Raw genomic sequence first — 23,704 nt, 5'->3', positions numbered from 1 at the left:
GCCGTCATCCGTACCGCGGCCCGTCCAGCTCCGGCCGATGCCGCAGCCCCGCCTCCCGCGCCTTCTCCGCCGCCTTCCGCGCCGCCTCCGCCTCGGCGGCCGAGTAGACCCCGGCGACCTGGTACATCGTCTCCCGAGTCTCGATCAGAGAGTTGGCCGAAGCCTGCAACCTCCGCAGCGCCTCCTGCTGCAGCCGCCCATAACGCCTCTCCGCCGCCTCTCCGTACGCGCTGAGGGCCCCGCTCGCCAGCCAGGCGTCATTGACGTTCACCGAGGCGTCGACCCACAGGTTCACCGCCTCGTTGATCTTGTCTCCCGCCTCGATCAGGTATTTCTTTCCCTCGACGCTGTATCCGCCCATGGCCGTCCTTGTCGCTCACGTGGAGAGATGGTCCAGAACCTCGGTCGCCAGCGCGGCGGCCGTCTTCTCCTTCTCGCCTTCGTCCAGGGCAGGAGAGTGCGCGGCCGTATATCTGACGGTGATGGTCGTATATCCCTTGCGCACCGCGACGTGGACGCCCGAGTCGTCGCGCTGCCAGCACGCCTCGTCGGCGGACAGGCGGAGAGGCGTGCATGGCCGCTCTAGCTGGGCGGCCTTGTAGGCGATCCTGGCGTCGTTGTACTTCTGACCGCCTCGCACCTGTTTCGATTGCGTGTAGGCGCCCACCTGGAGCAGCCCGCTCGGTGTCCTCGCGTCGGGCGAAGGGTCGCCCTTGGAGTCCCAGCGGCAGTCCGCATGCTCCTTGTCGTCCTTCTCGCGGGCCACGGTGGACGGCCCCACCAGCCTGTCGACCAGGTCGCCGCCGACGAGCCGGCACGCGTCGGGAAGCTTGGCGCCGGTGTCGGCCATGGGAGGCGAATGGGAATCGCCTCCCCCTTCACCCGAGCAGCCGGCGGCCAGGACGGCGACCGCGACGATGGCACCGGCGAGTGCGGCGGAGGGAGAACGTGCGCCTCTGACCGGCGCGCCTCTGACCGGCCCGCCTCTCACCGGCCCGCCTCTCACCGGCGCGCCTCCGACCGGCCCGCCGCCCCGCTCAGCCATAGGTCCACTTGCCCTTGTCCGAGACGATGGAGGGAGCCTTGGCGGGCGGATCCAGTTGCAGGATCTTTCCGTTGATGGCCTCCATCGCGCTGGCGCCCTTCTGGGTGATGTTGAAGACGGCCTGCTTTCTCGTGTAGATGCCGTCTATCCACAACCTCAGCACGTCGTGCAGCGCGCTCCACGCCGTGTCCTGCGCATTGCCTTCCAGGGTCTTCAGGTCCATGTGGTACTCGATGGCCTTGTCAAGGGTCTCCTGGTAGGACTTCATACCGTCGTTGTATTGATCGACGACCTGATTGTGCACGTCGATCAACGCATCGCCGATCGCGTTCAAGGTCTCCGAGATATTGCCGGCGGCGTCGAGGACGATCTTCTCCATGTACTGGTCGAACGCATCGAACGCTTCGCCTTTCCAGTACCCCCCGAGCTGGATGGTCGTTATCTTCAGCGGATCGAAGGACTCGTGGTAGTGCGCCGACGCCTCGTACCAGCCCTTGGCCGCCTTCCGCACCGCGCGCGGATTCGGCTTCATCTTCTGCAGGACTCGAAACGCCTTCGCCACCTCGGTGGCGAGCGCGACGGAGGCGGCGATGTCGATCAGCACGGTGGCCGTGTTCGGGCCGCTCTGGGGCTCCTCGGCGGCGGGGGCGGTGCCGCCGCCGTTCGAGCGGGAGCCGCCGCCCGAACTCCCGCCGCGACGACCCGGCCTGGGGCGTGGTCTGGGCGCGCTCATGCTGGGGGCCTCTTTCCGGTCAGACGCGGTTGCGGCGGGCGATGCGGGCGGCTTCCTGCTTGTACCGGGCGCTCGCCTCGGCGCGGGCGGCCGCCAGCGCGTCGAGGATCCGGCGGCCCACCAGATTCCGGTCCGACGTGACCAGGCCGTCGCGATCGAGCGACACGTGCAGGAGCCGGCCGTCGCCGTCCACCTCGATCGTGCCGAGGCCGGGCCGGATCCTCTGGGTGATCCGCACGTGCCGGTGACGTGCGTCCAGGTCGGACAGCTGTTCGGCGTGGTCGTTCACGGCCCGTTCCGTCTCGAGCATCCGCCGTTCCGCTTCGGCGAGCTCGGTGAGGCGCTGCTCGGCGCGGGCTCGTGCCCGGGCGTCCGGCGGACGGGTCACGATCGCTCTCCCGAGGCCGGATCCGGCCGCTCGCCGAAGTCCTGGTCGTCGCCGAAGAGCCGGTCGTACAGGCGGGCCTCCAGATCGGCGGACCTGTCTTCGGCTTCGTTGACGGCTTCCACGATGCCCGCTTCGATGAGCCGGAGCCGCGCCGGGTCCAGGCGGGTCGTGTCGATGCTCAGGTCCAGGAGCCGGCCGTTCCCGTCGATCTCCGCTGTGACCAGGCCGCCGGCCTTCACGGTCGTCATCCGGGCTCGGGACAGCTCGGCGTGCAGTTCCTGCAGTTCGGGAGGTGGGGGCATTGACTCGTCTCGTGGTTCGGGGGAACGAGAGTTGTCAGGAGAGTGTAGTGGCGCGTAAGGACGGCGCATAGACGGTCATTGGCGCTTCACTCTTTGATATGCCGCGCGGTGGTGCGTGCTTTGTGAGTGATCTGCGGGAATGGCGGGGTCAGAGTTTTGGGGTGAAGGGGCGGCGGTGGGCGGGGTCGTCGGGTTCGGCCTGGGCGCGCAGGGCCGTCTCGACCAGCTCGATGGCCTGGAGGAGCGAGACGAGGCGGGCGCCCTCGCGGCGGTAGGCCTCCAGGACGGCCTCGACGCCGTGCGGCGGGACGAGGGCCGCGAGGTCGACGCGGGCCGAGCGGAACCCCTCGCGGGCGGCCTCGACGGACGCGTTGACGTGGTGCCGCGCCATCCGCGCGAGCGCGATCGGGTACCGGCGCAGGACGCCGTAGCGCCGGTACTCGGGCGGGACGAGCTCGAGCAGCCAGCTCAGAGCCGTGTCCTCGAAGCGGTCGGTGCCCGGTGGATGCACCTGCGAGGGCCAGCCGGGCGGAACGTAGGTGCTCACGCGTCCACGATAACCCGGAATTCGAACCTATGTTCGACCCGAACCGGACAACTCAGTCGGTCGCGGGCGGCGTGACTGGGCCGTTGCGGCGGATCCGGATCTTGCCGGAGTCCAGGTCGTCGCGGGCGGAGCCGTCCCCGGCCTGCTCGTGGTCGTCCTGGCGCAGCACCTTCTGCCGCTGCTGCTCCTCCTGCTTGACCTTCTTGGAGCCCTCGAACGCCGACGCGAGGTCCTCGAACATGCCGCCGCCGAAGCCGGCGCCGGTCTCGCCGTCGCCGCGGATGGCGCCCATCAGCGTCGACCGGCCGGTGCCCTCCGTGGGCCAGTCGACGGGCTCGTGACCGGCCTGCTCGGGACGGTTGCCCATCGGGCGCCCCTTGACGCGCTTGCGGCGGCGAAACGGTGACTTCACACAGACTCCAACGCGACGAGCCTCCAGATTGATCCCAGCGGGCGTTCAGCCTCCGAACGACCACCGGGTGGGAGAACCGGTGAAATCTCCCTGACGCAGCCCGAACGCCTTCTGTGGCCGCACCGCGACGGTCGCGTTCACCTCCGGGTCCAGGAAGTCGACACGATAGCGGGTCGCGTACTTGGAGTTGACCAGGTCGATGAAGCGCTGCAGGTCCCGGGGCTCGGTGACGACCTCGGCGCGGCCCTCCAGGACGACGGGGTTCTCGGCCTCCTCGGTGGCGACGACGACCTGCGGGTTCGCCCGCAGGTTCACCATCTTGCGGGACGGGACGCTGCTGCTGAACATCAGCGCCTCCCCGGACCAGGCGCCCCACACCGGCATCGCGTGCGGGCGTCCGTCCGGCCGGACGGTGCACAGCCAGAAGTTGCGGGCGGCGCGGAGCCGCTCGACGGCCCACGACCAGGGGAGCAGGCCGCTCCCCTCGGCGGGCCCCCGGATCCCGTAACCGGGCATGTGCGGACGGTCTGCGGCGGGCTCCGGCGCCGGGACGAACCCGGGGCGGGGCTCCGATGCCAGGGCGAATCCGGACGCGGGCTCCGGTGCCGAGGCGAACCCGGAAGCCGACATGGCGCTCTCCCTTCTGCGGACGTTCCCCGGCCCATCGTTTCAGACCGCGGAGCCTTCCGGTGACGCTCGGTGGCTCGTTGGGAGCGGCTCGGCGCGGTAGCCTGCGGGACGTGCGCCTATCCCATGTCATCGCGGCTCTCGACGAGCTCTACCCGCCGTCGTGGGCGGAGTCCTGGGACGCGGTCGGCCTGGTCTGCGGCGACCCCGACCAGGAGGTCGGGCGGGTGCTGCTCGCGGTCGACCCGGTCGCCGCGGTGGTCGACGAGGCGCTGGAGTGGGGCGCGGACCTGGTCGTGTGCCACCATCCGCTGCTGCTGCGCGGGGTGCACTCGGTGGCCGCGACGACGCCGAAGGGCCGGCTCGTCCACCGGATGATCGCGAACGGGGTCGCGCTGCACACCGCGCACACCAACGCCGACGTCGCCGATCCGGGGGTCTCGGACGCGCTGGCGCGGGCCGTCGGGCTCACCGGGGAGCTGCGCCCGATCGTCCCGGCCGCCGACGATCCGCGCCGCGGCCTCGGCCGGATCGGGGAGCTGGACGCGCCGGTCACGCTGCGGGAGTTCACCCGGCGGGCCGCGGCGGGGCTGCCGTCCACCGCGTGGGGGCTGCGCGCCGCGGGCGACCCGGACCGCGCCGTCCGGACGGTCGCGGTCTGCGGCGGCGCCGGAGACTCCCTCCTCGACACCGTCCGCGCGGCGGGCGTCGACGCGTACCTCACCGCCGACCTGCGGCACCATCCCGCGTCGGAGTTCGCCGAGCACGGCGGCCCGGCGCTGGTGGACGCCGCGCACTGGGCGACGGAATGGCCCTGGCTGGCCGACGCCGCGCGCCGCCTGACCGCCGCCGCACCCGAAGCGGGCAAGTTGGAGACACGGGTGTCCACGCTCGTCACCGACGCGTGGAGCCTTCACGCAGAAGGAGAACAGTGAAAGCCGCACCGCAAGCCCAGCTTCGCCTGATCGACCTGCAGGACCTGGACAGCTCGCTGGACCGGCTGGCGCACCGCCGCCGGACGCTGCCGGAGCTGGCCGAGATCGAGCGGCTGGAGGGCCGGCTCGCCGAGCTGCGCGACGCGATCGTGGCGGCCGAGACCGACGCCGGCGACCTGGCGCGGGAGCAGAAGAAGGCCGAGCAGGACGTCGACCAGGTCCGCAGCCGCGCCGAGCGGGACCAGAAGCGCCTGGACTCCGGGCAGGTCACCTCCGCCAAGGACCTCAGCGGCCTGCAGGCCGAGATCGAGTCGCTGCACCGCCGCCAGTCCGACCTCGAGGAGGTCGTGCTGGAGATCATGGAGCGGATCGAGGAGGCCGACGGCCGCGTCGCCGCGCTGCGCGCCGACCAGACCGCGGCGCAGGAGGAGCTCGCCGCGGTCGTCGCGCGCCGCGACGCCACGCTGAAGGAGATCGACGAGGAGAACGGCACGACCGGCGCCGCCCGCACCGCCGTCGCCAAGGACGTCCCGGACGACCTGCTCGGCCTCTACGAGAAGCTGCGCGGCCAGTTCGGCGGCGTCGGCGCGGCGAAGCTGTTCCGCGGCGCCTGCCAGGGCTGCCACCTGGCGCTCAACACCGTCGACCTGAACCGGATCCGGGCCGCCGCCGAGGACGAGGTCGTCCGCTGCGAGGAGTGCCGGCGCATCCTCGTCCGCACCCCCGAGTCGGGCCTGTGAAGCTGATCGTCGAGGCGGACGGCGGGTCCCGGGGCAACCCGGGCCCGGCCGGGTACGGGGCCCTCGTCCGCGACGCGCTGACCGGCGAGGTGCTGGCGGAGGTCGCCGAGTCGATCGGGATGGCGACCAACAACGTCGCCGAGTACCGGGGGCTGATCGCCGGGCTGACGGCCGCGGCGGGGATCGACCCGTCCGCGCGGGTCGAGGTGCGGATGGACTCCAAGCTCGTCGTGGAGCAGATGTCCGGCCGCTGGAAGATCAAGCACCCGGACATGATCCCCCTCGCCCTGCGCGCGCGCGAGGTCGCCGAAGGGCTCGGCTCGGTCTCCTATGGCTGGATCCCGCGCAATCGCAACGCGCACGCCGACCGGCTCGCCAACGAGGCGATGGACGCGGCGGCGCGCGGCGAGCAGTGGTCGCGCAAGGTCGAGGAGCCCCCGCGGGAGGAGTCCCCGGGGCCGCCGCCCGTCTCGTCCACCCCCACCCGGACGATCCTGCTGCGGCACGGCGAGACGCCGCTGTCCGCCGAGAAGCGCTTCGCCGGGACGAACGACGTCCCGCTGACCACCACCGGCCTCGCCCAGGCCCGCGCCGCCGCGCTCGCCCTCAAGGACCGCGGGCTCGAGGCGATCGTCACCTCGCCGCTGGCGCGCTGCCGCGACACCGCCGCCGAGGTCGCCGCCGTCACCGGCCTGGACGTCCGCGTCGAGGACGGCTTCCGCGAGACCGCCTTCGGCGACTGGGAGGGCCTGACGTTCGCCGAGGCCGGCAAGGGCTGGCCCGCCGAGATGAAGGCGTGGCTCGCCGACCCGGAGGCCGCGCCGCCCGGCGGCGAGAGCTTCGCGCAGGTGTCCCGCCGCGTCCGCACCGCCCTGGACAAGCTGAAGGTCCGCAACCGGCAGCAGACGGTCCTGGTCGTCTCGCACGTCACGCCGATCAAGCTGCTGGTCAAGGACGCCCTCGGCGCCCCGATGAAGGCGCTGTACCGGATGCACCTGGACGTCGCGTCCCTCACCGCGATCGACTGGTACGCCGACGGCCCGGCGAGCCTGCGCTCCTTCAACGACGCCCATCACCTGGAACGCTGACCGACCCGCTAGAGTTCTGTGTACGGCGGACGAGCCGGCCGGACGGCCGCGTCGGGGGCTCAGGTCCCCGTCGAGGAAAGTCCGGGCTCCACAGGGCAGGGTGGTCGGTAACGCCGACCCGGGGTGACCCGCGGGACAGTGCCACAGAAAGCAGACCGCCACCGGTCCGCCGGTGGTAAGGGTGAAACGGTGAGGTAAGAGCTCACCAGCGCCCACGGTGACGTGGGCGGCTCGGTAAACCCCACCCGGAGCAAGGTCAAGAAGGGGCCCCGCAAGAGGCCCCGCGCAGGTGCCTGAGGGCGGCCCGCCCGAGCCTGCGGGTAGACCGCTGGAGGCCGCCGGCAACGGCGGCCCGAGATGGATGGCCGTCACCCGCCCCCCGGGGCGGGCACAGAACCCGGCTTACAGGCCGACTCGTCCGCCGCCTTCGCTTCTGGTCAGCCGTTCGGGGTGCCGGTCTGGTCGCGTTCCAGTGCGGCGCGCAGGGTCGCGAGGGCCTGTGCGGCGGCCGCCGCCGAGGAGGCGTCGAGAGTCCCGCCGACCAGCTCGTCCAGTGCCTCGGTGAACGTTCGTCCGGCCGCGACCACGAGCTGCGCGCCGTCATCGGTCAGGGCCAGCAGTGACGATCGGCGGTCGGACGGGTTCGGGTGCCGGACGGCCCAGCCCTGCCTCTCCAGGCGGTCGACGCTCTTGCTGGCCGCGCCGATGCCGATGGCGAACTCGGCGGCGAGGTCCGCGACCCGGGCGCCGGGATGGTCGCGCAGGTAGCGCAGGGCCTCGAACTGCGAGGTGACGATCCCGTGCCGCGCCCGGAGGCGGTCGTTGAGGGCGTTGTACAGCCGCGTCTCGCACCGGACCAGGTCGGAGAAGAGATCCGGGAGGCCGCCGTCCCATGTATATTCCACGGCATATAGTGTACAGGAATGTACTTACGACGGGAGCGTGCCCATGAGCAGGGAACAGCGTGCAGAGGTCGACGCGATGCTGCGGCGGCCGCGGCCCGAGGGACCCCGGACGGTCGAGGACCTCCGGGCCGGCTTCCGGGCGCTGATGGCCCAGATGATCGTTCCCGGCGGTGTCCGCACCGCGTGGACGGAGCTCGGCGGCCGTCCCGCACTGCGGGCCGAGCCGGACGGCGAGGCCGGCGCCGGGACGATCCTTTACTTCCACGGCGGCGCCTGGGTGTTCGGTTCTCCCGAGACCGCCCTGTCGCTGACGGGGCACCTCGTGGCCAAGACCGGCTTCCAGGCGTACTCGGTGGACTACCGGCTCGCCCCCGAACACCCGTTCCCGGCCGCGATCGAGGACACGCTGAGCGCCTACCGCGCCCTCCTCGACGGCGGCGCGGACCCGTCGTCCATCGCGTTCGCGGGAGACTCCGCGGGCGGCGGCCTCACCGTCACGACCTGCCTTGCCGCCCGCGCCGCGGGCCTCCCGCTGCCGGCCGCCATCGTGGCGTTCTCCCCGGGCCTCGACGCCACCCGCACGGGCGAGAGCATGGAGACCAGGGCGGACGCCGATCCGATCTTCACGCGCGAGGCCGTCGAGCGCACCGGCGCCCTGTACCTCGCCGGAGCCGACCCGCGCCAGCCCCTGCTGAGCCCGGCCGTCTGCGCGGACCTGACCGGTTTCCCGCCGATGCTGATCCAGGTGGGCACCAACGAGATCCTTCTGGACGACTCGACGCGCCTCGCCGCGCGTGCGAGGGCGGCCGGAGTGGACGTCGTCCTCGACGTCACCGCCGACGTGCCCCACGTGTTCCAGTCGTTCGCCGGTGTGCTGGACGAGGCGGACGAGGCACTGGAGCGCGCGGCCCTGTTCCTCGGCCAGCGCATCGGCGGGGCCGGCGACGGTCACCGCGTGCCGGAGCGGAAGGTGCGGCGGTAGGCGCCTGGGGTGGTGGCCAGGGCGTTGAGGAAGCGGCGGCGGAGGTTGGTGGCGGAGGAGAGGCCGACCCGGCGGGCGATCGCGTCGAGGGGGAGGTCGGTGGACTCCAGGAGGTCCTGAGCTGCGGCGATGCGCTGGGTGAGTAGCCATTGGCCGGGGCTGGTGCCGAGCTGGTCGGTGAAGCGGCGGGTGAGGGTTCGGGGAGAGACGCCCGCGTGCGCGGCCATGGTCTCGAGGGTCATGGGCTCTTCGAGGCGGGCGGTGACCCAGTCGAGGAGGGGTGCGAGGGTGTCGTCGATGTGGGCGGGGTGGGGCGCGGACGAGTACTGCAACTGGCCGCCCTCGCGGTGCGGCGGCATGACCATGGTCCGGGCGACCTGGGCGGCATAGCGGGCGCCCTGGTCGGTGCGGACCAGGTGCAGGCACAGGTCGAACCCGGCTCCGGCCCCGGCGCTGGTCGCGACGTCGCCGTGGTCCACGTAGAGGACGTCCGGGTCCAGCTGGACGTGGGGGAAGCGCGCGGCGAACTCGTCGGCCTGCGCCCAGTGGGTCGTGGCGCGGCGGCCGTCGATGAGACCGGCGTGTGCCAGGGCGAAGGCGCCCGAGCAGATGCTGACGATGCGGGCCCCGCGGGAGTGGGCGCGGCGCAGGGCATCCACGACGGCGGGGGAGGGCGGCTCCGAGGTGGGCAGCCAGCCGGGGACGATCACGGTCTCCGCGTCGTCGAGGGCTTGCAGGCCGTTGGTGACGAGCATGTCGTAGCCGGCGAGGGTGGCGACGGGGCCGGGGCGCTCGGTGGAGACCGTGAAGTCGTACCTGGTCGGGAGCCCCGCACGCGCGATCCCGAACACCTGCGCCGCGCAGCCGAGCTCGAAGGGCGACTGCGGCGGGCGGACGAGAGCGACCACACGGTGCATGGCCTGAAAGTACCGCAGGATGTCTTTCCAGACACTCGGCGGGGCGGCGACGCCTTCGCCAGGCTGGCGCCATGACGACAGAGCTGGGATATGTGTGGTCTTCCGTCCAGGACGCTCCGGTGCGCGAGCTCTTTCCGGGCATCCGGCTGCGGCCGCTGTGGAGCGGGGACGGGGGTGCGAAGGCCTTCGTGCTGGAGATGGACGCGAACACGTGCTGGGAGGGCGTGGACGTCCACGATCCGGGGCCCGAGGAGGTCTTCGTGGTGTCGGGCGTCTTCAACGACGGTGAGCGCGACTACCCGGCGGGGTCGTTCATCCACGCGCCGGCGGGCTCCTCGCACGTCCCGCAGACGACCACGGGCTGCACCCTGTTCCTCTTCTATCCGGAAGGCTGAGCCGTCGTACCGGATCGTTAGGTTGGGGTCCATGACGACGCTCGCCCAGCTTCGCAAGGCCGCCCTTTCCTACCCCGGGACCGCCGAGGACGCCGCTCCGGGAATCGTCGCCTTCACGGTGGACGGGAAGCGGTTCGCGTCGATGGGCGACGACGGCCTGGTGGAACTCCGGCTCCCCGCGTCCGATGTGGACGAGCTCCTCGCCGCGCATCCGACGGCGCGCGGCGCGGCTCCCGGCGGCGTTCGCGTCCCGATCGGGGACGTCAACGGCCAGCAGCTCAACCACTGGGTGCGCCGCGCCTGGCTCGCGCAGGCGCCGGCGCGGCCGGCGGCGCGCGTGGCCGCCGGGGACGCGGCGAGGCCCGGTGAGGTCGGCGACCTGCCCAAGGCCATCGGAGGCCCCGCCACCCGGGCCCTCGCCGGCGCGGGCATCACCACGCTCGCCGAGGTCGCCGCCCTGACCGACGCCGAACTGCTGGCGATGCACGGCGTAGGCCCGAAAGCCGTCCGCATCCTCCGCGAGGCCCTCGCCTGAAAACGAATTCACGTGCGTCACGTGGCACCACCACTTCGAGGGGGACGGCTGCCTTGAGGACGGGCCGGTCCTCGGGCTGGGCGGGGCCGCCCTGATCAGGCCGAAGCCCGATCAGGGCGACGACGCGTACGGCGAACTCTGCGGCCGGCATCGTGACGAGGCACGCGGGTGGATCGGGCGGATCATCGTCTCTCCCGATCATGCCCGTGATCTCGGGCTCGGCGGAGCCTGACGGCGGTCGGCGGGAAGGGCTTAGGGTCGCGAGGGTGCGACTCGACCTGGTCACGATCATTGTGGACGACTACGACCGCGCCATCCGGTTCTTCACCGAGGCCCTCGGGTTCGAGCTGGTCGAGGACTCGCCTTCGCGCACCAACGACGGCCGTCCCAAGCGGTGGGTCGTCGTCCGGCCGCCGGGTGCGGAGACGGGGATCCTGCTCGCCCGCGCGGACGGCGAACGCCAGGCCGCGGCCGTCGGGGACCAGGTCGCCGGACGCGTCGGCTTCTTCCTGCGGGTCGACGACTTCGACGCCGCCTACGAGCGCATGACGGCCGCCGGGGTGGAGTTCGTCACCGAGCCCCGCGCGGAACCCTACGGGCGCGTCGCCGTGTTCTTGGACGTCGCGGGCAACCGGTGGGACCTGCTCGGCCCGGCGGAGTGATCGGGCCCGCAGGCGCACAGCCGGGTGGCGATGAGCAGGGCCGCGTCGGCCACATGGTCGACCTCGGCGATCCATTCACCCCATGAATGCGCGAACCAGAAGCGGTCGCCGTCGTCCGGACGCGGGCGGCAGGTGATGGTGTCGGACGGTTCCGGGGTGTCGTCGCAGCACCCGTCCGCGAACGGGTTGGAGACCAGAAGGCCGTCGATCTTCAGGCGGACGTCCAGGTCGTAGAGATCGAGCCGGTGCAGCAGCGCGCCGAGCCCGGCCTGCGCCCTTGCCAGGGGAGTGTCCATGGCGTGACGGTACCGCCACTCGTCTAGCCTTGTCTAGGCTAGTCTAGACGTCTGCATACGTATCGCTATGAAGGGCTTCGTAGCGAGTCATCTAGCGTCAGAGGGGTGACGATCGATCATGATGGCGACACCCCCGTCTACCGGCAGATAGCCGCGATCATCGCCGAGCGCATCGAGTCCGGCGATCTGCAGCCGCGCCGGCGGATCCCGTCCGAGTCCGACCTCGTGCAGGAGTACGGAGTCGCGCGTGAGACGGCACGGCGGGCGGTCGCGTATCTGCGGGAGCAGGGGCTCGTCTACACGGTTCCGCAGCGCGGGACGTTCGTGAAGCCGTCCGAGGGCGACGTCGAGTAGCCGTGGGGCGTTGAGTTGTGGCGTGTTGCCCTTAGCGACCACGCATAGGGCAACACGCCACAAGTGAACGCCGTGGCGGTCAGTAGCCGCCGGGGGCGCCGCTGCCCGTCGGGGTGCCCGTGGGGGCGCCGGTCGGGCTCTCCGGCGGGCTCTCGGTCGGGCTGCCCGGGCTCTCCGTGGGGCTGCCCGGGCTCTCGGTGGGGCTGCCGGTCGGGCTCTCCGTGGGGCTGGCCGTCGGGCTCTGGGCCGGGCCGCCCGGCGGGACGACGCCGCCGGAGCCGGGCACGGTGATCTTGGTCTGCATGCCGAGCGCGCGGTGGTCGTCGATCGGGCACCAGAGCTTGTACGTGCCCGGCTGCAGGCTGAGGTTCAGCTTGGCCTGCTGGCCGGGCGAGATCCCCGGGGTCACCTTCGCGTTGGTGATGCCCGGACCGGAGATGGCCAGGGCGTGCTGCATGGTGCCGGCGTTCTTGGCGATGAAGATGTACGGGCCCGCCTTGAAGGTGGTCTGGGAGAGCTTCAGCGAGTACTCCTTCTCCGTGACGGTGACGGTCGTGGCCTTGGGGTTGGCGGGTGCGCCGCCGCCCGGGGCCGGCGTCGTGGCGCCGGGGGCGGTCGGGCTGCCGGGGGTCGTCGGGCTGCCGGGGGCCGTCGGGCTGCCGTTGTCGGTGGGGCTGACGCTGTCGGTCGGGCTGCCGCCGTCCGTGGGGCTGCCGTTGTCGGTGGGGTTCCCGGTGTCGGGGGCTCCCGTGTCCGGGGCGCCGGTGTCGCCGCCGCCCGGGGTCTCGCCGCCCGGGTTGCCGCCGCCCGGGTCGGTGGTGGCCGGGGCGCCGGGCTCCGGGGCCGTGGTCGCGTGGGCGGTGCTGACGGGGAGCAGGGCGCCGGCCGCCAGGACGACGGCGCCCGCTGTGGTCGAAATGGTGGATTTGTTCATAATTGCCGGGCTCCCCGGGGCGCCTCCGCCGAAACCGCGCAGGTGTTGCCGAAAGTCCAGGTCAACGGCGGTTTCGGCGGAGGTCGAAAGGCGTGGTCAGGGGGCCAGCCAGGGGAGGGTGAAGCGGGTGAAGACGATGCCGCCGGTGTCGCCGATCTCGTAGAGGTCGCCGACCGAGCCGTCCGCGAGGACGGCCATCGCCGAGTAGCCGGCGGTGCCCGGCTTGAGCAGCGCCTCCTGCGGCCAGCTGGAGCCGTCGTCCCTGCTCAGCCGGACGGTCAGGTCGGTGCGGCCGGTGGCGGCGTTGTTGCTGTGCAGGGCGGTGTCCGTCAGGGGCGGCGTGCCGGACGACGGGAGGGCGTACGAGATCTCGTCGCCGTTGCAGCCCGGGTCGATCAGGCCGCTGTTCCAGGCGGTCCCGTAGGCGGCGGTGACGTCGGCGGCGGTCGCGTACCAGCGGTTGCCGCCCGCGTTGGAGCGCATGTTCTGCGCGACGCGGCCCGTCGACCGCTGGATGATCTTGTTCTCGTTGACGCCGGTCCCGGCCGTGGTGCCGTTGTGCCAGGTCGCGCCGTGGTCGTCGGAGTAGATGTTGGACGCGTGGTCGCCCGAGGAGTCGTGGTAGACGATCGGCTGGACGAGGCGTCCCGAGTTCAGTTGGACGCCGTGGCCTGAGGAGGCGAACATCCCTGCCCAGGACGCGTTCCGGACCTGCGGGTTGAGGTCCGTGGCCGCACTCCAGGTCGCGCCGCCGTCGGTCGAGGTGACGTAGCGGATGTGGGTGTTGGTCGTGGCGGTCGCGGAGGTGTCGCCGGCGGTGGAGCCGTAGTAGCCGACGCCGGGCCCGGGGGAGTAGGTGAAGAAGCAGAAGATCTTTCCGGTGGTGCGGTCGACGAGCAGGCTCGGGTCGCCGTACCCCTCGGACGCGGTGGGCGCGTGCGCGATGATCTTCGGGGTGGAGAACGTCGCGCCGCCGTCGGTGCTGCGGACCATCGCGACCTGGATGTTGTTCGTCCCACCGCCGAGGTCGTAGCTGCCGTCGACGCGGGCGTCCATCGTGGCGATGACCGTGCCGTCGTTCGCGACGGCGAGGGCGGGGATGCGCACGGACTTCGCCGCCTTGCCGAGCCCGGAGACGACCGTGGACGTCGTCAGGACGGTCTGGGCGTTCATCCCGGGCCGGCCGGAGCCGAGGCCGCAGCCGGACGTGCCCGAGACGGTGCGGCTCCAGCCGCCCGATGAGACCTGGAACGTGTAGGGCGTGCCGTCCGGGACCGTCCACAGGAGGCTGTCGTCGCCCGACGACGCCGGGACGTTCACCGACCACGGGGAGCCGGCCCGGCCCGGCCAGGCGACCGTGAAGGTCCGGGCGGCGGGGGAGCGGTTGCCGAGGATCAGCCGGAGCCGGTGCGGGTCGCCGCAGTCCATGGCGGCACGGGCGGTGAGGGCGTCCGAGCAGTCGAGGGTGCCGGTGTCGGTCTGGTCGAGGCCCTGCGGCGTGGTGGTGCGGAACGTGTAGGCGGTGCCGGACGGCTTGGTGAAGTAGAAGTGCGAGCTGTCGCCGGCGGCGACGTTCGCCGTCCAGGTGCCCATGCCGGGCCAGGTCAGCGTGAACGTCGTCGCGGAGGACGTCCGGTTGACGACGGTCTCCTGGATGCGGCCGGACGTGCAGTCGGTGGTGACGACCGCGGACTGGCCGGTGGCGGCGCGGGCGGTGGCGGCGCGGGCGGTGGCCGCGCGGGCGGTGGCGGGGACGGCGGTCGCGGCGAACACGGCGATCACGGCGACGGCGGCGGGGACGGGGTGGAACCGGGGCATGGCCTCACCTTCACATTGGACATGGGACGTAGGATGTCCTGTCGCGATGGAAAGTAGGCGCGGGCGCCGGGGCCGTCAACCCCTGGCGCCCGCGCGGCGGTCACGCGCCGGAGTCGTCGCGGGCCGTGCCGAGGCGCTCGCGGATGCCGCGGAAGTGCGCCGCCATCGCCGTGGCCGCCGCCCCGCGGTCGCCGGAGACCAGCGCCTCGTAGATGTCGCGGTGCCGCTGCGCCACGTCCGCCGCCTCCTGCCGGACGGGCGCGAGGTCGTGCTGCAGGGTCCGGTAGACGTCCCAGAACGCGCCGAGCAGCTGGTTGACGATCGGGTTGGCGAGCGGGCGGTACAGCAGCTCGTGGAAGAGCCGGTCGGTCTCCGGGGTCACCTGGCCGGCCGTGGCCTCGGCGTCCATCCGGCGCATGATCTCGTCCAGCTCGGTGGTGTCGGACAGCAGGTCGCGGTCGATGACCTGCTCGACCAGGCCGCGTTCGAGCACCTCGCGGACGTCCACGAGGTGCGCGAGGTCGTCGCGGCCCTGCCGCTTGGACATGCGGGCGTGGAACGTCAGCTCGTCGACGAGGGCGCCGAGCGACATGCTGCCGACGTACATCCCGAAGCCGTGCCGGATCTCCACGATGCCGACGGCCTGCAGCGCCTTGAGCGCCTCGCGCAGCGAGTTGCGGCTGACGTCCAGCTCCTCGACCAGCTCGAACTCGGTGGGCATCGGGTCGCCCGAGGCCAGCCCGCGCTCCAGGATCAGCTGCTTGATCGCCTGCTGCACCTCCTCGGTGCGGCTGCTGCGGCCGCGCGTCGCACGTCCCCGCGTCCGAGCTGCGGTCATCGGCTCACGCTCCCCATCGCGTCGATCGGTATCGGGACCGGCACTTGACCTGGCCGGTGCCGGAGCCTACGGTACACCGACGAACGACGTTGGATGTCCTACCTCCCCTCCCACCTGCGGTCGCCTACCCTGCGACCGCCCCACCCCTTCCTTCCAGGAGACGACGTGACCGATCTCCAGCCGGGCCGCGGCCTGCACCGCCGCGACTTCCTGCGCTACACCGGGCTGCTCGGCGCGGCCGCCGCGATCACCGCCGGCGTGTCCGCGTGCGGTGGCCCGTCCTCCACCGGCTCCGGCGGGTCCGGCGGCTCCAAGGACACGATCCAGGCCGCGCTCGCCTACGCCCTGTCCGGCGGCTTCGACCCGATGACGTCGTCCAGCGCCGTCGCCGTCGCCGCCAACTTCCACGTGCTGGAGTCGCTGGTCGACCTCGACCCGGTGACCCGGCAGCCCTACAACGCGCTGGCCAAGGCCGCGCCGCAGAAGGTGGACGACACCACCTACCGGGTGCAGATCCGCGACGGCGCCACCTTCCACGACGGCTCCAAGGTCACCGCCGACGACGTCGTGTTCAGCTTCGAGCGCGTCCTCGACCCGAAGAACGCCTCGCTGTTCGTGCAGTTCCTGCCGTTCCTCGACAAGGTGAAGAAGGTCGACGACAGCACGGTCGAGTTCACGCTCAAGTACGCGTTCGCGCTGTTCTCCGAGCGGCTCGCGGTCGTCCGGATCGTGCCGAAGAAGATCGTCGAGGCGGACCAGAAGAAGTTCGACGCGCTGCCGGTCGGGTCCGGGCCGTTCAAGCTCACCGCCGCGAGCGCCACCGGCGGGCTGTCGTTCGCCAAGTTCGCCGCCTACAACGGGCCGCGCCCCGCGAAGGTCGCCAAGATGACCTGGCTGCTGCTGTCGGACCCGTCCGCACGGGTCACCGCGCTGCAGTCCGGACGCGTCCAGGCGATCGAGGCCGTCCCGTACCTGAACGCCGCCGAGCTGAAGAAGTCCGCGGACGTCGAGGCGGTGCAGAGCTTCGGCCTGCTGTTCATGATGTTCAACTGCAAGGTCAAGCCGTTCGACGACGTGCGGGTGCGGCAGGCGCTGCACTACGCGCTCGACACCGACAAGCTGATCAAGACGGCGCTGCTCGGCAACGCCGCCGCCGCGACCAGCTTCCTGCCCGCCGGGCACCCCGACTACGTCAAGGCCTCCACCGTCTACGGCTACGACCCGGACAAGGCCAAGCAGCTGCTGCAGCAGGCCGGGGTCAGCGGGCTGAAGGTCGAGCTGATCACCACCGACACCGACTTCGTCAAGGACTGCGCGCCGCTGATCAAGCAGAGCTGGGACGCGATCGGCGTCGCGACCACGCTGAACGTCGGCCAGTCCGGCGGGCAGTACGCCAACCGCGTCGACACCGGCAAGTACCAGGTCATGGCCGCGCCCGGCGACCCGTCGGTGTTCGGCAACGACGTCGACCTGCTGATGCGCTGGTTCTACGTCGGCACCTGGCCCGAGCACCGCAGCTACAACGCCGGCACCCCCGAGGCCAAGAAGGTCGTCGACCTGCTCGACCAGGCCGCCCGCGAGGCCGACGCCGCGCGGCGCAAGGCGCTGTGGGGGCAGGCCATCGACGTCGTCGCCGAGCAGGCCGCGCTGTACCCGATCTTCCACCGCAAGCTCGACACCGGCTGGAAGGGCAAGGAACTGCCGGGCTTCCGGCCGATGGCGACGACCGGGCTGTCGTTCCTGAACGTCGGCCGCTCCTGACCGTCCCGGATTCCGAAGAAGGGACACCACCCGGATGGCAACGATCCTGCGCATGGCGCTGGGACGGCTGCTGACCCTCGTGCCGATGGTGCTCGGGATCACGCTGTTCGTCTTCGTCGTGCTGCGCTTCTCCCCGAACGACCCCGCCTACAACGCGCTCGGCGAGGGCGCGACGCCCGAGGCGCGGCACGCCTACGCCGCCGCGCACGGGCTCACCGACCCGCTGCCGGTCCGCTACGTCCGGTTCCTCGGCGACCTGCTGCACGGCGACCTCGGGCTGACCGCGCCGCCGAGCAAGCCCGTCACCGACGCGATCGGGACGGCGTTCCCGCTCACCCTCCAGCTGACGCTGCTGGCGGTGCTGGTCGGCGTGGTGTTCGCGGTGGTCCTCGGCGTCACCGCGGCGCTGTTCCGGGACCGCTGGCCCGACCAGGCCATCCGGGTGCTGTCCATGGCGGGCGTCGCGATGCCGTCGTTCTGGCTCGGCATCCTGCTGATCCAGTGGTTCGCGCTGCGGCTCGGCTGGTTCCCGACCGGCGGGTACGTCAACCCCGGCGACTCGGTGGGCGGCTGGCTGCGCAGCCTCGCGCTGCCCGCGGTCGCCGTCGGGTTCCCGGTCGGGTCGCTGCTGGCCCGGGTCGTGCGGACCGCGATGGTCGAGGAGCTCGACCGCGACTACGTGCGCACCGCGATCGGCGGCGGGCTGCCCCGCGTCGTCGTGGTCGGCCGCAACGTGCTGCGCAACGCGCTGATCACCCCGCTGACCGTGCTCGGCCTGCAGATCGGCTACCTGCTCAGCGGCGCCGTCGTGGTCGAGGCGATCTTCGGGCTGCCCGGCCTCGGCACGCTGATCATGCAGGGCGTCACCGCCGGCGACCCCGCCCTCGTGCAGGGCGTCGTGCTGTGCATCGCGCTGACGTTCCTGGTCGTCAACCTGCTCGTGGACGTGCTGTACCTGTTCGCGAACCCGCGGCTGAAGGGAGCGACGCGATGACCGTCCTGCTACGGGGATGGCGGCGGCTGCGGCCCGCGTCCCGGATCGCGCTGGGCGTGCTGCTGGTGATCGTCGTGGCGGCGCTCGCCGCGCCGCTGATCGCCCGGCACGACCCGCTGGCCACCGGCGTCGCGGGGCAGGCGCCGTCCGGCGGCCACTGGTTCGGCACCGACCGCGTCGGCCGCGACGTGTTCGCCCGCGTCCTGTACGGGGCGCGCTGGTCGCTGGCGATCGGCCTCGGCGCCGCGTTCCTCGCCCTCGTCGCGGGCGCGCTGCTCGGCTCGGTCGCCGCCACCGCGCACCGCGCCGTGGACGAGGCCGTGATGCGCTGCCTCGACGTGATCATGGCGTTCCCGGCCGTCGCGCTCGCCGCCGTGCTGGTCACCGTGTTCGGCAAGAGCCTGCCGGTGCTCATCGGCACGATCGCGTTCCTGTACGTCCCGCAGGTCGCGCGGGTCGTGCGCGGCAACGTGCTGTCGCAGTACGGCGAGGACTACGTGGCCGCCGAACGCGTCCTCGGCGCCCGCCGCGGCCACATCCTGTGGCGGCACGTCCTGATCAACTGCGCGGCGCCGATCCTGGTGTTCGTCACGATCGTCGTCGCCAACGCGATCGTGTTCGAGGCGAGCCTGTCGTTCGTCGGCGCCGGCGTCCAGGACCCGGACCCGTCGTGGGGCAGCGTCATCGCCTACGGCAAGACGCTCGTGCTGGCGGGCGGCTGGTGGGCGACGTTCTTCCCCGGCCTGTTCATCCTGGTCACGGTGCTCGTGCTGAACGTCCTGTCCGAGGGCGTGTCGGACGCGTGGGCCGCGCCCGCCGCCCGCTCCGACACCGAGGCGGCCCCCGGCTCCGGGACCGCGGCCGCGACCGTCGCCCGGCCGGCCGCGGTCCCGGCCTCGGCCCCGGCCCTCCAGTTGGACGGCGACCTGCGCGAGGCCGGACGCCGCCTCGCCGGCCGCGCCCGTCCCCTCCCGGACGGCGAACCGCTGCTGCGCGTCGAGGACCTCACCATCGGGTTCCCCGGACGCTACGGCGACGTCGACGTCGTCGACCGCGTCTCGCTGGAGGTGCGGCCCGGCGAGGTCGTCGGCCTCGTCGGCGAGAGCGGCTGCGGCAAGAGCCTCACCAGCCTCGCGATCATGGGGCTGGAGCCGCGCGGCGCCCGCGTCGGCGGACGGCTCCTGTTCGACGGCCGCGACCTGCGCGCCCTGCCCGCCAAGCAGCGCCGCGCGCTGCTCGGCCACGACATGGCGATGATCTACCAGGACGCGCTGTCGTCGCTGAACCCGGCGATGACGATCCGCGCCCAGCTCCGCCAGCTCACCCGGCGCGGCGGCACCCGCACCCCCGCCGAGCTGCTCGAGCTCGTCGGCCTCGACCCGGACCGCACGCTGCGCGCCTACCCGCACGAGCTGTCCGGCGGGCAGCGGCAGCGGGTGCTGATCGCGATGGCGCTGTCCCGCGACCCGAGGCTCGTCGTCGCCGACGAGCCGACCACCGCGCTCGACGTCACCGTCCAGGCCGCCGTCATGCGGCTGCTGCTGCGGCTGCGCGCCGAACTCGGGTTCGCGCTGATCCTCGTCTCGCACGACCTCGCGCTCGTCGCCGACGTCACCGACCGCGTCGTGGTGATGTACGGCGGGCAGGTCGCCGAGGCCGGCGTCACCTCCGAGGTCGTCGGGGCGGCCCGGCACCACTACGCGCGCGGGCTGCTCGGCGCGGTCGTGTCGCTGGAGGCGGCCGACGCGCGTCCCGTGCAGATCCCCGGCGTCGTCCCGTCGCCCGCGCACTTCCCGGCGGGCTGCCGGTTCGCCGACCGCTGCGCCGCCGCCACCGAGCTGTGCGCGACGACCCGTCCCGAGGCGTCCGGCGAGCCGCACCGGCACGCGTTCGCCTGCCACCACCCGATCGGCGCGGCCGAAGCGCCCGTCACCGCCAAGGCGGGAGAACCGCGATGACCCCACCCGTCATGGAACTGGGCGGCGTGCACGTCCGGCTGCCGGTGCGCGGCGGCAACCCGCTGCGCCGCGCCGCCGTGCACGCGCTGACCGGCGCCGACCTCGCCATCGGACGCGGCGAGACGGTCGGGATCGTCGGCGAGTCCGGCTGCGGCAAGTCCACGCTCGCGAAGGTGCTCGTCGGGCTGACCCGGCCCACCGAGGGGACGGTGCTGTTCGAGGGCGACGACCTCGGCGCGCTGAAGTCCCGCGAGCGGTCGGCGCGGCTCGGCTCGTCCGTCGGGATGGTCTTCCAGGACCCGGCGACCGCGCTGAACCGGCGGCTGCCCGTCCGGGCCATCCTGCGCGACCCGCTCGACGTGCACCGGCGCGGCACCGCCGCCGAACGCGACGCCCGCGTCCGCGAGCTGATGTCGCTGGTCGGGCTGCCGCCGCACCTCGCCGCCGCCCTCCCCGGCCAGCTGTCGGGCGGGCAGCGGCAGCGCGTCGCGATCGCCCGCGCGCTCGCGCTCGAACCGTCGCTGCTGGTCGCCGACGAACCCACGTCCGCGCTCGACGTGTCGGTGCGCGCGCAGATCCTCAACCTGATGCTCGACCTCAAGGACCGGCTCGGGCTGTCGATGGTGTTCGTCTCGCACGACATCCAGACCGTCCGGCGCATGTCCGACCGCGTCGTCACCATGTACCTCGGCCGCATCGTCGAGGACGCCCCGGCCGCCGCCGTCGCCCGCGGCGACACCCGCCACCCGTACACGCGGGCGCTGCTGTCGGCCACGCCGAGCCTCCTCGACCCGATGGAGCCGATCCGGCTGGACGGGCCCGTCCCGTCGGCCGTCCACCCGCCGAGCGGCTGCCCGTTCCGCACCCGCTGCTGGCGCGCCACCGAGGAGTGCGCCGCCGCGATGCCCGCGTTCACCCCGGCGGGCGACGCCGGGCACGCCTACCGCTGCCTGCATCCCGTCACCGACCCGTCCGACCTCGCCCTTTCCCCCGTTTCCCAGGAGATCCCGTGACCGCCGCTCCCGCCGCACCGCCCTTGACCGGCGTCGTCCCCCCGGTCTGCACGCCGCTGACCCCCGGCCTGGACGTCGACGCCGCGTCCCTCGAACGGCTCGTCGACCACCTCGTCGGCGCCGGCGTGGACGGGCTGTTCGTGCTCGGCTCCACCAGCGAGGTCGCGTTCCTGCCCGACGCGCACCGCCGCACGGTGCTGGAGACGGTCGTCAAGCACGTCGCCGGGCAGGTCCCGGTGCTCGCCGGCGCGATCGACATGACCACGCTGCGGGTCATCGAGCACGCCCGCGCCGCCGCCGAGCTCGGCTGCGACGGCGTCGTCGCGACCGCGCCGTTCTACACCCGCACCCACCCGGCCGAGATCGAGGCGCACCTGCGCCGCGTCGCCGCCGCCGTCCCGGTCCCCGTCTACGCCTACGACCTGCCGGTATCGGTGCATTCCAAGCTGGACGCGGCGATGCTGCTGCGGCTCGCCGACGAGGGCGTCCTCGCCGGCGTGAAGGACTCCAGCGGCGACGAGGGCGGGCTGCGCGGGCTGCTCGTCGCCCTCCGCGACGCGGGGACCGGCGGGTTCAGCGTGCTGACCGGCTCGGAGCTGACCGTCGACTCGGCCCTCGCCATGGGCGCGCACGGCGTCGTCCCCGGCCTCGGCAACGTCGACCCCGACGGGTACGTCCGGCTCTACCGGCTGTGCCGCGAGGGCCGCTGGGACGAGGCGCGCGCCGAGCAGGAGCGGCTGCTGCGCCTGTTCGACATCGTCAACGCGGGCGGCGCCGCCCGGATGGGGCGCGGGTCGTCGGCGCTCGGCTCGTTCAAGGCCGCCCTGCACCTGCGCGGCGTCATCGACTGCCCGGTCACCGCACCGCCGCAGATCCAGCTGGACGCCGCCGAGACCGAGCACGTCCGCCGCACGCTGGCCGCCGCCGGGCTGCTGTGAGCGGCGGGACGCTCGCCGCGCTCGACATCGGCGGCACCAAGATCGCCGCCGCCCTGGTGGACGCGGAGGGAACGGTCCTGCGGCGCGGGCGCGTCCCGACCCCGGCCGGGGGAGGCCCCGCCGTGCTCGCCGCCGCGGCCGGACTGCTGGACGGCCTCGCCGACGGTCCGGTCCGCGGGCTCGGGGTGGGGGCGCCCGGCGTGATCGACCCGGCGACCGGACGCGTCGTCTCCGCGACGGACGTCCTGCCCGGCTGGGCCGGGACGCCGGTCCGCGAGACGCTCGCCGAACTCACCGGCCTGCCCGTCACCGTGGTCAACGACGTCCGCGCCATGGCGTACGGCGAGGCCCGGGCGGGAGCCGGAACCGGATTCCACCGCGTCCTGCACGTCTCGGTCGGGACGGGCGTCGGCGGCGCGCTGACCACCGGCGGCGACCTCGACCACGGGGCGCACGGCACCGCCGGGGAACTGGCGCACCTGCTCGTCCCCGATCGGGGGCCGGTGCCGTGCGGCTGCGGGCGCCGCGACCACCTGGAGGCCGTCGCGTCCGGCCCCGCCATCGCCGCCACCGGCGACGCGCCGCGCGCCGGGACGCTGCTGGGACGCGCCCTGGCCGGGCTCCTCGCCGTCGTCGACCCCGACGCCGTCGTGATCGGCGGCGGCGTCGCGCAGATCGGCCCGCCCTACCTGGACGCCGTCGCCGCCGCGTTCCGGGCCGAGGCGCTGCCGCCGCTGCGCGCGACCCCGATCGTCACCGCCCGGCTCGGCACGGACGCGCCGCTGGTCGGCGCGGCCCTGCTCGCCGCAACCACCCCGCACGGGAGCGCCCGTTGAACCTCGAGACCTTCGCCGCCGCCGTCACCGGCCGGCTCATCGTGTCCTGCCAGGCCCCGGACGGGCACCCGCTGCGCGACACCGCCGCGCTCGTCCGGATGGCGGAGGCCGCCGCCGGGGGCGGCGCCGCCGCGATCCGCTGCGGCGGGGTCGGCGGGACGCCCGACGTCGCCGCCATCGCCGCCGCCGTGGACGTCCCGGTCATCGGCCTGACCAAGGACGGCGCCGGCGGCGTCTTCATCACGCCGACCGTCGAGGCGGCCCGTTCCGTCGTCCGGGCGGGCGCGCAGGTCGTCGCGGCGGACGCCACGTTCCGGCCGCGCCCGGACGGCCGCCCTCTCACCGAGACGATCAAGGCCGTCCACGACGAGGGCGCGCTGTTCATGGCGGACGTCGCGGCCCTGGACGAGGGCGTCGCCGCCGCCGAGGCGGGCGCCGACATGGTCGCCACGACCCTCGCCGGCTACACGGCCCCCGGACCGCCCCCGGACGGCCCCGACCTGGCGCTGGTCCGGGCGCTGCGCGAGGAGCTCCCCGGCGCACTGATCGTCGCCGAGGGCCGCTATCACGCGCCCGCGTCGGCGTCCGCGGCGATCGAGGCGGGCGCGTCCTGCGTGGTCGTCGGCACCGCGATCATCGATCCCCGCTGGATCACCGCCCGCTTCGCCGCCGCCCTCCCACCCCGCTGAAGGAGGGACCTCAGGTCGGTGGCGGCCTGGCTCGCGGCGCGGGCGGCGGTCGCGGAGACGCC

Annotated in this window: 29 protein-coding genes and 1 other RNA gene; 16 read left to right on the top strand and 14 right to left on the bottom strand. The window is 73.1% G+C overall.

Annotated features, from left to right (window positions below):
* Window positions 1-4: 4 nt before the first annotated feature.
* The 8 genes from F9B16_RS18900 to F9B16_RS18865 all read right to left on the bottom strand — a co-directional run bounded on the left by F9B16_RS18900 (window position 5) and on the right by F9B16_RS18865 (window position 4,057).
* Entirely contained in the window at window positions 5-361 is a 357-nt protein-coding gene (locus tag F9B16_RS18900; RefSeq protein WP_151541413.1) for a hypothetical protein, read from the bottom strand.
* 15 nt (window positions 362-376) lie between these two features.
* Window positions 377-850 carry a hypothetical protein gene (locus F9B16_RS18895; RefSeq protein ID WP_151541412.1) on the bottom strand — a complete coding sequence of 158 codons (474 nt, stop codon included), beginning with the start codon at window positions 848-850 and terminating at the stop codon, window positions 377-379.
* 187 nt (window positions 851-1,037) lie between these two features.
* Window positions 1,038-1,778, bottom strand: coding sequence for a WXG100 family type VII secretion target (locus F9B16_RS18890; protein WP_151541411.1), 741 nt, complete (start codon window positions 1,776-1,778; stop codon window positions 1,038-1,040).
* A 19-nt stretch (window positions 1,779-1,797) separates the two neighbouring features.
* Complete coding sequence (locus F9B16_RS18885; RefSeq protein ID WP_151541410.1) at window positions 1,798-2,166, bottom strand: YbaB/EbfC family nucleoid-associated protein; 369 nt, start codon at window positions 2,164-2,166, stop codon at window positions 1,798-1,800.
* Window positions 2,163-2,468 carry a YbaB/EbfC family nucleoid-associated protein gene (locus F9B16_RS18880; RefSeq protein ID WP_192808860.1) on the bottom strand — a complete coding sequence of 102 codons (306 nt, stop codon included), beginning with the start codon at window positions 2,466-2,468 and terminating at the stop codon, window positions 2,163-2,165. Before F9B16_RS18880 ends, F9B16_RS18885 begins: the two co-directional genes overlap by 4 nt.
* A gap of 148 nt (window positions 2,469-2,616) precedes the next feature.
* On the bottom strand, window positions 2,617-3,015 hold the full coding sequence (locus tag F9B16_RS18875; RefSeq protein WP_151541408.1) for a hypothetical protein: 399 nt from the start codon (window positions 3,013-3,015) through the stop codon (window positions 2,617-2,619).
* Window positions 3,016-3,067: 52 nt separating this feature from the next.
* Window positions 3,068-3,427 carry a DUF6191 domain-containing protein gene (locus F9B16_RS18870; RefSeq protein ID WP_151541407.1) on the bottom strand — a complete coding sequence of 120 codons (360 nt, stop codon included), beginning with the start codon at window positions 3,425-3,427 and terminating at the stop codon, window positions 3,068-3,070.
* 45 nt (window positions 3,428-3,472) lie between these two features.
* Complete coding sequence (locus F9B16_RS18865; protein ID WP_151541406.1) at window positions 3,473-4,057, bottom strand: pyridoxamine 5'-phosphate oxidase family protein; 585 nt, start codon at window positions 4,055-4,057, stop codon at window positions 3,473-3,475.
* 110 nt (window positions 4,058-4,167) lie between these two features.
* On the opposite strand from F9B16_RS18865, the gene F9B16_RS18860 reads away from it, so the two are divergent.
* The 4 genes from F9B16_RS18860 to rnpB all read left to right on the top strand — a co-directional run bounded on the left by F9B16_RS18860 (window position 4,168) and on the right by rnpB (window position 7,238).
* Entirely contained in the window at window positions 4,168-4,989 is an 822-nt protein-coding gene (locus F9B16_RS18860) for a Nif3-like dinuclear metal center hexameric protein (RefSeq protein ID WP_151541405.1), read from the top strand.
* Window positions 4,986-5,729: a zinc ribbon domain-containing protein gene (locus tag F9B16_RS50935; RefSeq protein ID WP_192808859.1), complete on the top strand. Its 744-nt coding sequence runs from the start codon at window positions 4,986-4,988 to the stop codon at window positions 5,727-5,729. Before F9B16_RS18860 ends, F9B16_RS50935 begins: the two co-directional genes overlap by 4 nt.
* Window positions 5,726-6,817: a bifunctional RNase H/acid phosphatase gene (locus F9B16_RS18855; protein WP_225991748.1), complete on the top strand. Its 1,092-nt coding sequence runs from the start codon at window positions 5,726-5,728 to the stop codon at window positions 6,815-6,817. The genes F9B16_RS50935 and F9B16_RS18855 overlap by 4 nt, the downstream gene beginning before the upstream one ends.
* A 30-nt stretch (window positions 6,818-6,847) precedes the next feature.
* An RNA gene (gene rnpB / locus F9B16_RS18850) (RNase P RNA component class A) lies at window positions 6,848-7,238 on the top strand.
* A gap of 16 nt (window positions 7,239-7,254) precedes the next feature.
* Here the strand turns inward: rnpB and F9B16_RS18845 are convergent.
* Window positions 7,255-7,722, bottom strand: coding sequence for a MarR family winged helix-turn-helix transcriptional regulator (locus tag F9B16_RS18845; RefSeq protein ID WP_151541403.1), 468 nt, complete (start codon window positions 7,720-7,722; stop codon window positions 7,255-7,257).
* 43 nt (window positions 7,723-7,765) lie between these two features.
* On the opposite strand from F9B16_RS18845, the gene F9B16_RS18840 reads away from it, so the two are divergent.
* Window positions 7,766-8,704 carry an alpha/beta hydrolase gene (locus F9B16_RS18840; protein WP_151541402.1) on the top strand — a complete coding sequence of 313 codons (939 nt, stop codon included), beginning with the start codon at window positions 7,766-7,768 and terminating at the stop codon, window positions 8,702-8,704.
* Here the strand turns inward: F9B16_RS18840 and F9B16_RS18835 are convergent.
* Window positions 8,671-9,621, bottom strand: coding sequence for a GlxA family transcriptional regulator (locus F9B16_RS18835; RefSeq protein ID WP_151541401.1), 951 nt, complete (start codon window positions 9,619-9,621; stop codon window positions 8,671-8,673). The two genes, F9B16_RS18840 and F9B16_RS18835, sit on opposite strands and share 34 nt — an antisense overlap.
* A gap of 71 nt (window positions 9,622-9,692) precedes the next feature.
* On the opposite strand from F9B16_RS18835, the gene F9B16_RS18830 reads away from it, so the two are divergent.
* The 3 genes from F9B16_RS18830 to F9B16_RS18820 all read left to right on the top strand — a co-directional run bounded on the left by F9B16_RS18830 (window position 9,693) and on the right by F9B16_RS18820 (window position 11,213).
* Entirely contained in the window at window positions 9,693-10,016 is a 324-nt protein-coding gene (locus F9B16_RS18830) for a cupin domain-containing protein (protein ID WP_151541400.1), read from the top strand.
* Window positions 10,017-10,047: 31 nt separating this feature from the next.
* The gene (locus F9B16_RS18825; protein WP_151541399.1) at window positions 10,048-10,551 is read left to right on the top strand and encodes a helix-hairpin-helix domain-containing protein; all 504 of its coding nucleotides are present in this window, start codon (window positions 10,048-10,050) and stop codon (window positions 10,549-10,551) included.
* Between the two features lie 266 nt (window positions 10,552-10,817).
* A complete protein-coding gene (locus F9B16_RS18820) occupies window positions 10,818-11,213 on the top strand; it encodes a VOC family protein (RefSeq protein ID WP_151541398.1) in 396 nt (131 codons plus the stop codon).
* Here the strand turns inward: F9B16_RS18820 and F9B16_RS18815 are convergent.
* Window positions 11,144-11,509, bottom strand: coding sequence for a hypothetical protein (locus F9B16_RS18815; RefSeq protein ID WP_151541397.1), 366 nt, complete (start codon window positions 11,507-11,509; stop codon window positions 11,144-11,146). The genes F9B16_RS18820 and F9B16_RS18815 overlap by 70 nt on opposite strands.
* Before the next feature lie 105 nt (window positions 11,510-11,614).
* Here F9B16_RS18815 and F9B16_RS18810 point away from each other — a divergent pair, with 105 nt between their 5' ends.
* Window positions 11,615-11,863: a GntR family transcriptional regulator gene (locus F9B16_RS18810; RefSeq protein WP_151541396.1), complete on the top strand. Its 249-nt coding sequence runs from the start codon at window positions 11,615-11,617 to the stop codon at window positions 11,861-11,863.
* Window positions 11,864-11,942: 79 nt separating this feature from the next.
* Here the strand turns inward: F9B16_RS18810 and F9B16_RS18805 are convergent, their stop codons facing one another.
* The 3 genes from F9B16_RS18805 to F9B16_RS18795 form a co-directional block, all read right to left on the bottom strand.
* The gene (locus F9B16_RS18805) at window positions 11,943-12,797 is read right to left on the bottom strand and encodes a hypothetical protein (RefSeq protein ID WP_151541395.1); all 855 of its coding nucleotides are present in this window, start codon (window positions 12,795-12,797) and stop codon (window positions 11,943-11,945) included.
* Between the two features lie 96 nt (window positions 12,798-12,893).
* The gene (locus F9B16_RS53630) at window positions 12,894-14,615 is read right to left on the bottom strand and encodes a sialidase family protein (RefSeq protein ID WP_151541394.1); all 1,722 of its coding nucleotides are present in this window, start codon (window positions 14,613-14,615) and stop codon (window positions 12,894-12,896) included.
* Between the two features lie 100 nt (window positions 14,616-14,715).
* On the bottom strand, window positions 14,716-15,453 hold the full coding sequence (locus F9B16_RS18795) for a FadR/GntR family transcriptional regulator (RefSeq protein ID WP_151541393.1): 738 nt from the start codon (window positions 15,451-15,453) through the stop codon (window positions 14,716-14,718).
* Window positions 15,454-15,618: 165 nt separating this feature from the next.
* Between F9B16_RS18795 and F9B16_RS18790 the strand changes: the two genes are divergently transcribed.
* From F9B16_RS18790 to F9B16_RS18760, 7 genes are read left to right on the top strand one after another with little or no spacing between them, the layout of a single operon-like run.
* The gene (locus F9B16_RS18790) at window positions 15,619-17,214 is read left to right on the top strand and encodes an ABC transporter substrate-binding protein (RefSeq protein ID WP_151541392.1); all 1,596 of its coding nucleotides are present in this window, start codon (window positions 15,619-15,621) and stop codon (window positions 17,212-17,214) included.
* A gap of 34 nt (window positions 17,215-17,248) precedes the next feature.
* Window positions 17,249-18,208, top strand: a complete 960-nt coding sequence (locus tag F9B16_RS18785; RefSeq protein WP_151541391.1) for an ABC transporter permease — start codon at window positions 17,249-17,251, stop codon at window positions 18,206-18,208.
* Window positions 18,205-20,166, top strand: coding sequence for a dipeptide/oligopeptide/nickel ABC transporter permease/ATP-binding protein (locus F9B16_RS18780; RefSeq protein WP_151541390.1), 1,962 nt, complete (start codon window positions 18,205-18,207; stop codon window positions 20,164-20,166). The genes F9B16_RS18785 and F9B16_RS18780 overlap by 4 nt, the downstream gene beginning before the upstream one ends.
* Window positions 20,163-21,179, top strand: a complete 1,017-nt coding sequence (locus F9B16_RS18775) for an oligopeptide/dipeptide ABC transporter ATP-binding protein (protein WP_151541389.1) — start codon at window positions 20,163-20,165, stop codon at window positions 21,177-21,179. The genes F9B16_RS18780 and F9B16_RS18775 overlap by 4 nt, the downstream gene beginning before the upstream one ends.
* Complete coding sequence (locus F9B16_RS18770; protein WP_225991747.1) at window positions 21,176-22,117, top strand: dihydrodipicolinate synthase family protein; 942 nt, start codon at window positions 21,176-21,178, stop codon at window positions 22,115-22,117. Before F9B16_RS18775 ends, F9B16_RS18770 begins: the two co-directional genes overlap by 4 nt.
* A complete protein-coding gene (locus F9B16_RS18765) occupies window positions 22,114-22,953 on the top strand; it encodes an ROK family protein (protein WP_151541388.1) in 840 nt (279 codons plus the stop codon). The genes F9B16_RS18770 and F9B16_RS18765 overlap by 4 nt, the downstream gene beginning before the upstream one ends.
* Window positions 22,950-23,642 carry an N-acetylmannosamine-6-phosphate 2-epimerase gene (locus tag F9B16_RS18760; RefSeq protein ID WP_151541387.1) on the top strand — a complete coding sequence of 231 codons (693 nt, stop codon included), beginning with the start codon at window positions 22,950-22,952 and terminating at the stop codon, window positions 23,640-23,642. Before F9B16_RS18765 ends, F9B16_RS18760 begins: the two co-directional genes overlap by 4 nt.
* Window positions 23,643-23,704: the final 62 nt, after the last annotated feature.

Origin of the sequence: Actinomadura montaniterrae (assembly GCF_008923365.1) — a bacterium.
In the GTDB taxonomy this organism is placed as follows: domain Bacteria; phylum Actinomycetota; class Actinomycetes; order Streptosporangiales; family Streptosporangiaceae; genus Spirillospora; species Spirillospora montaniterrae.
Note: the sequence above shows the minus strand (reverse complement) of the source record. Positions and strands in the feature narration are given on the sequence as shown.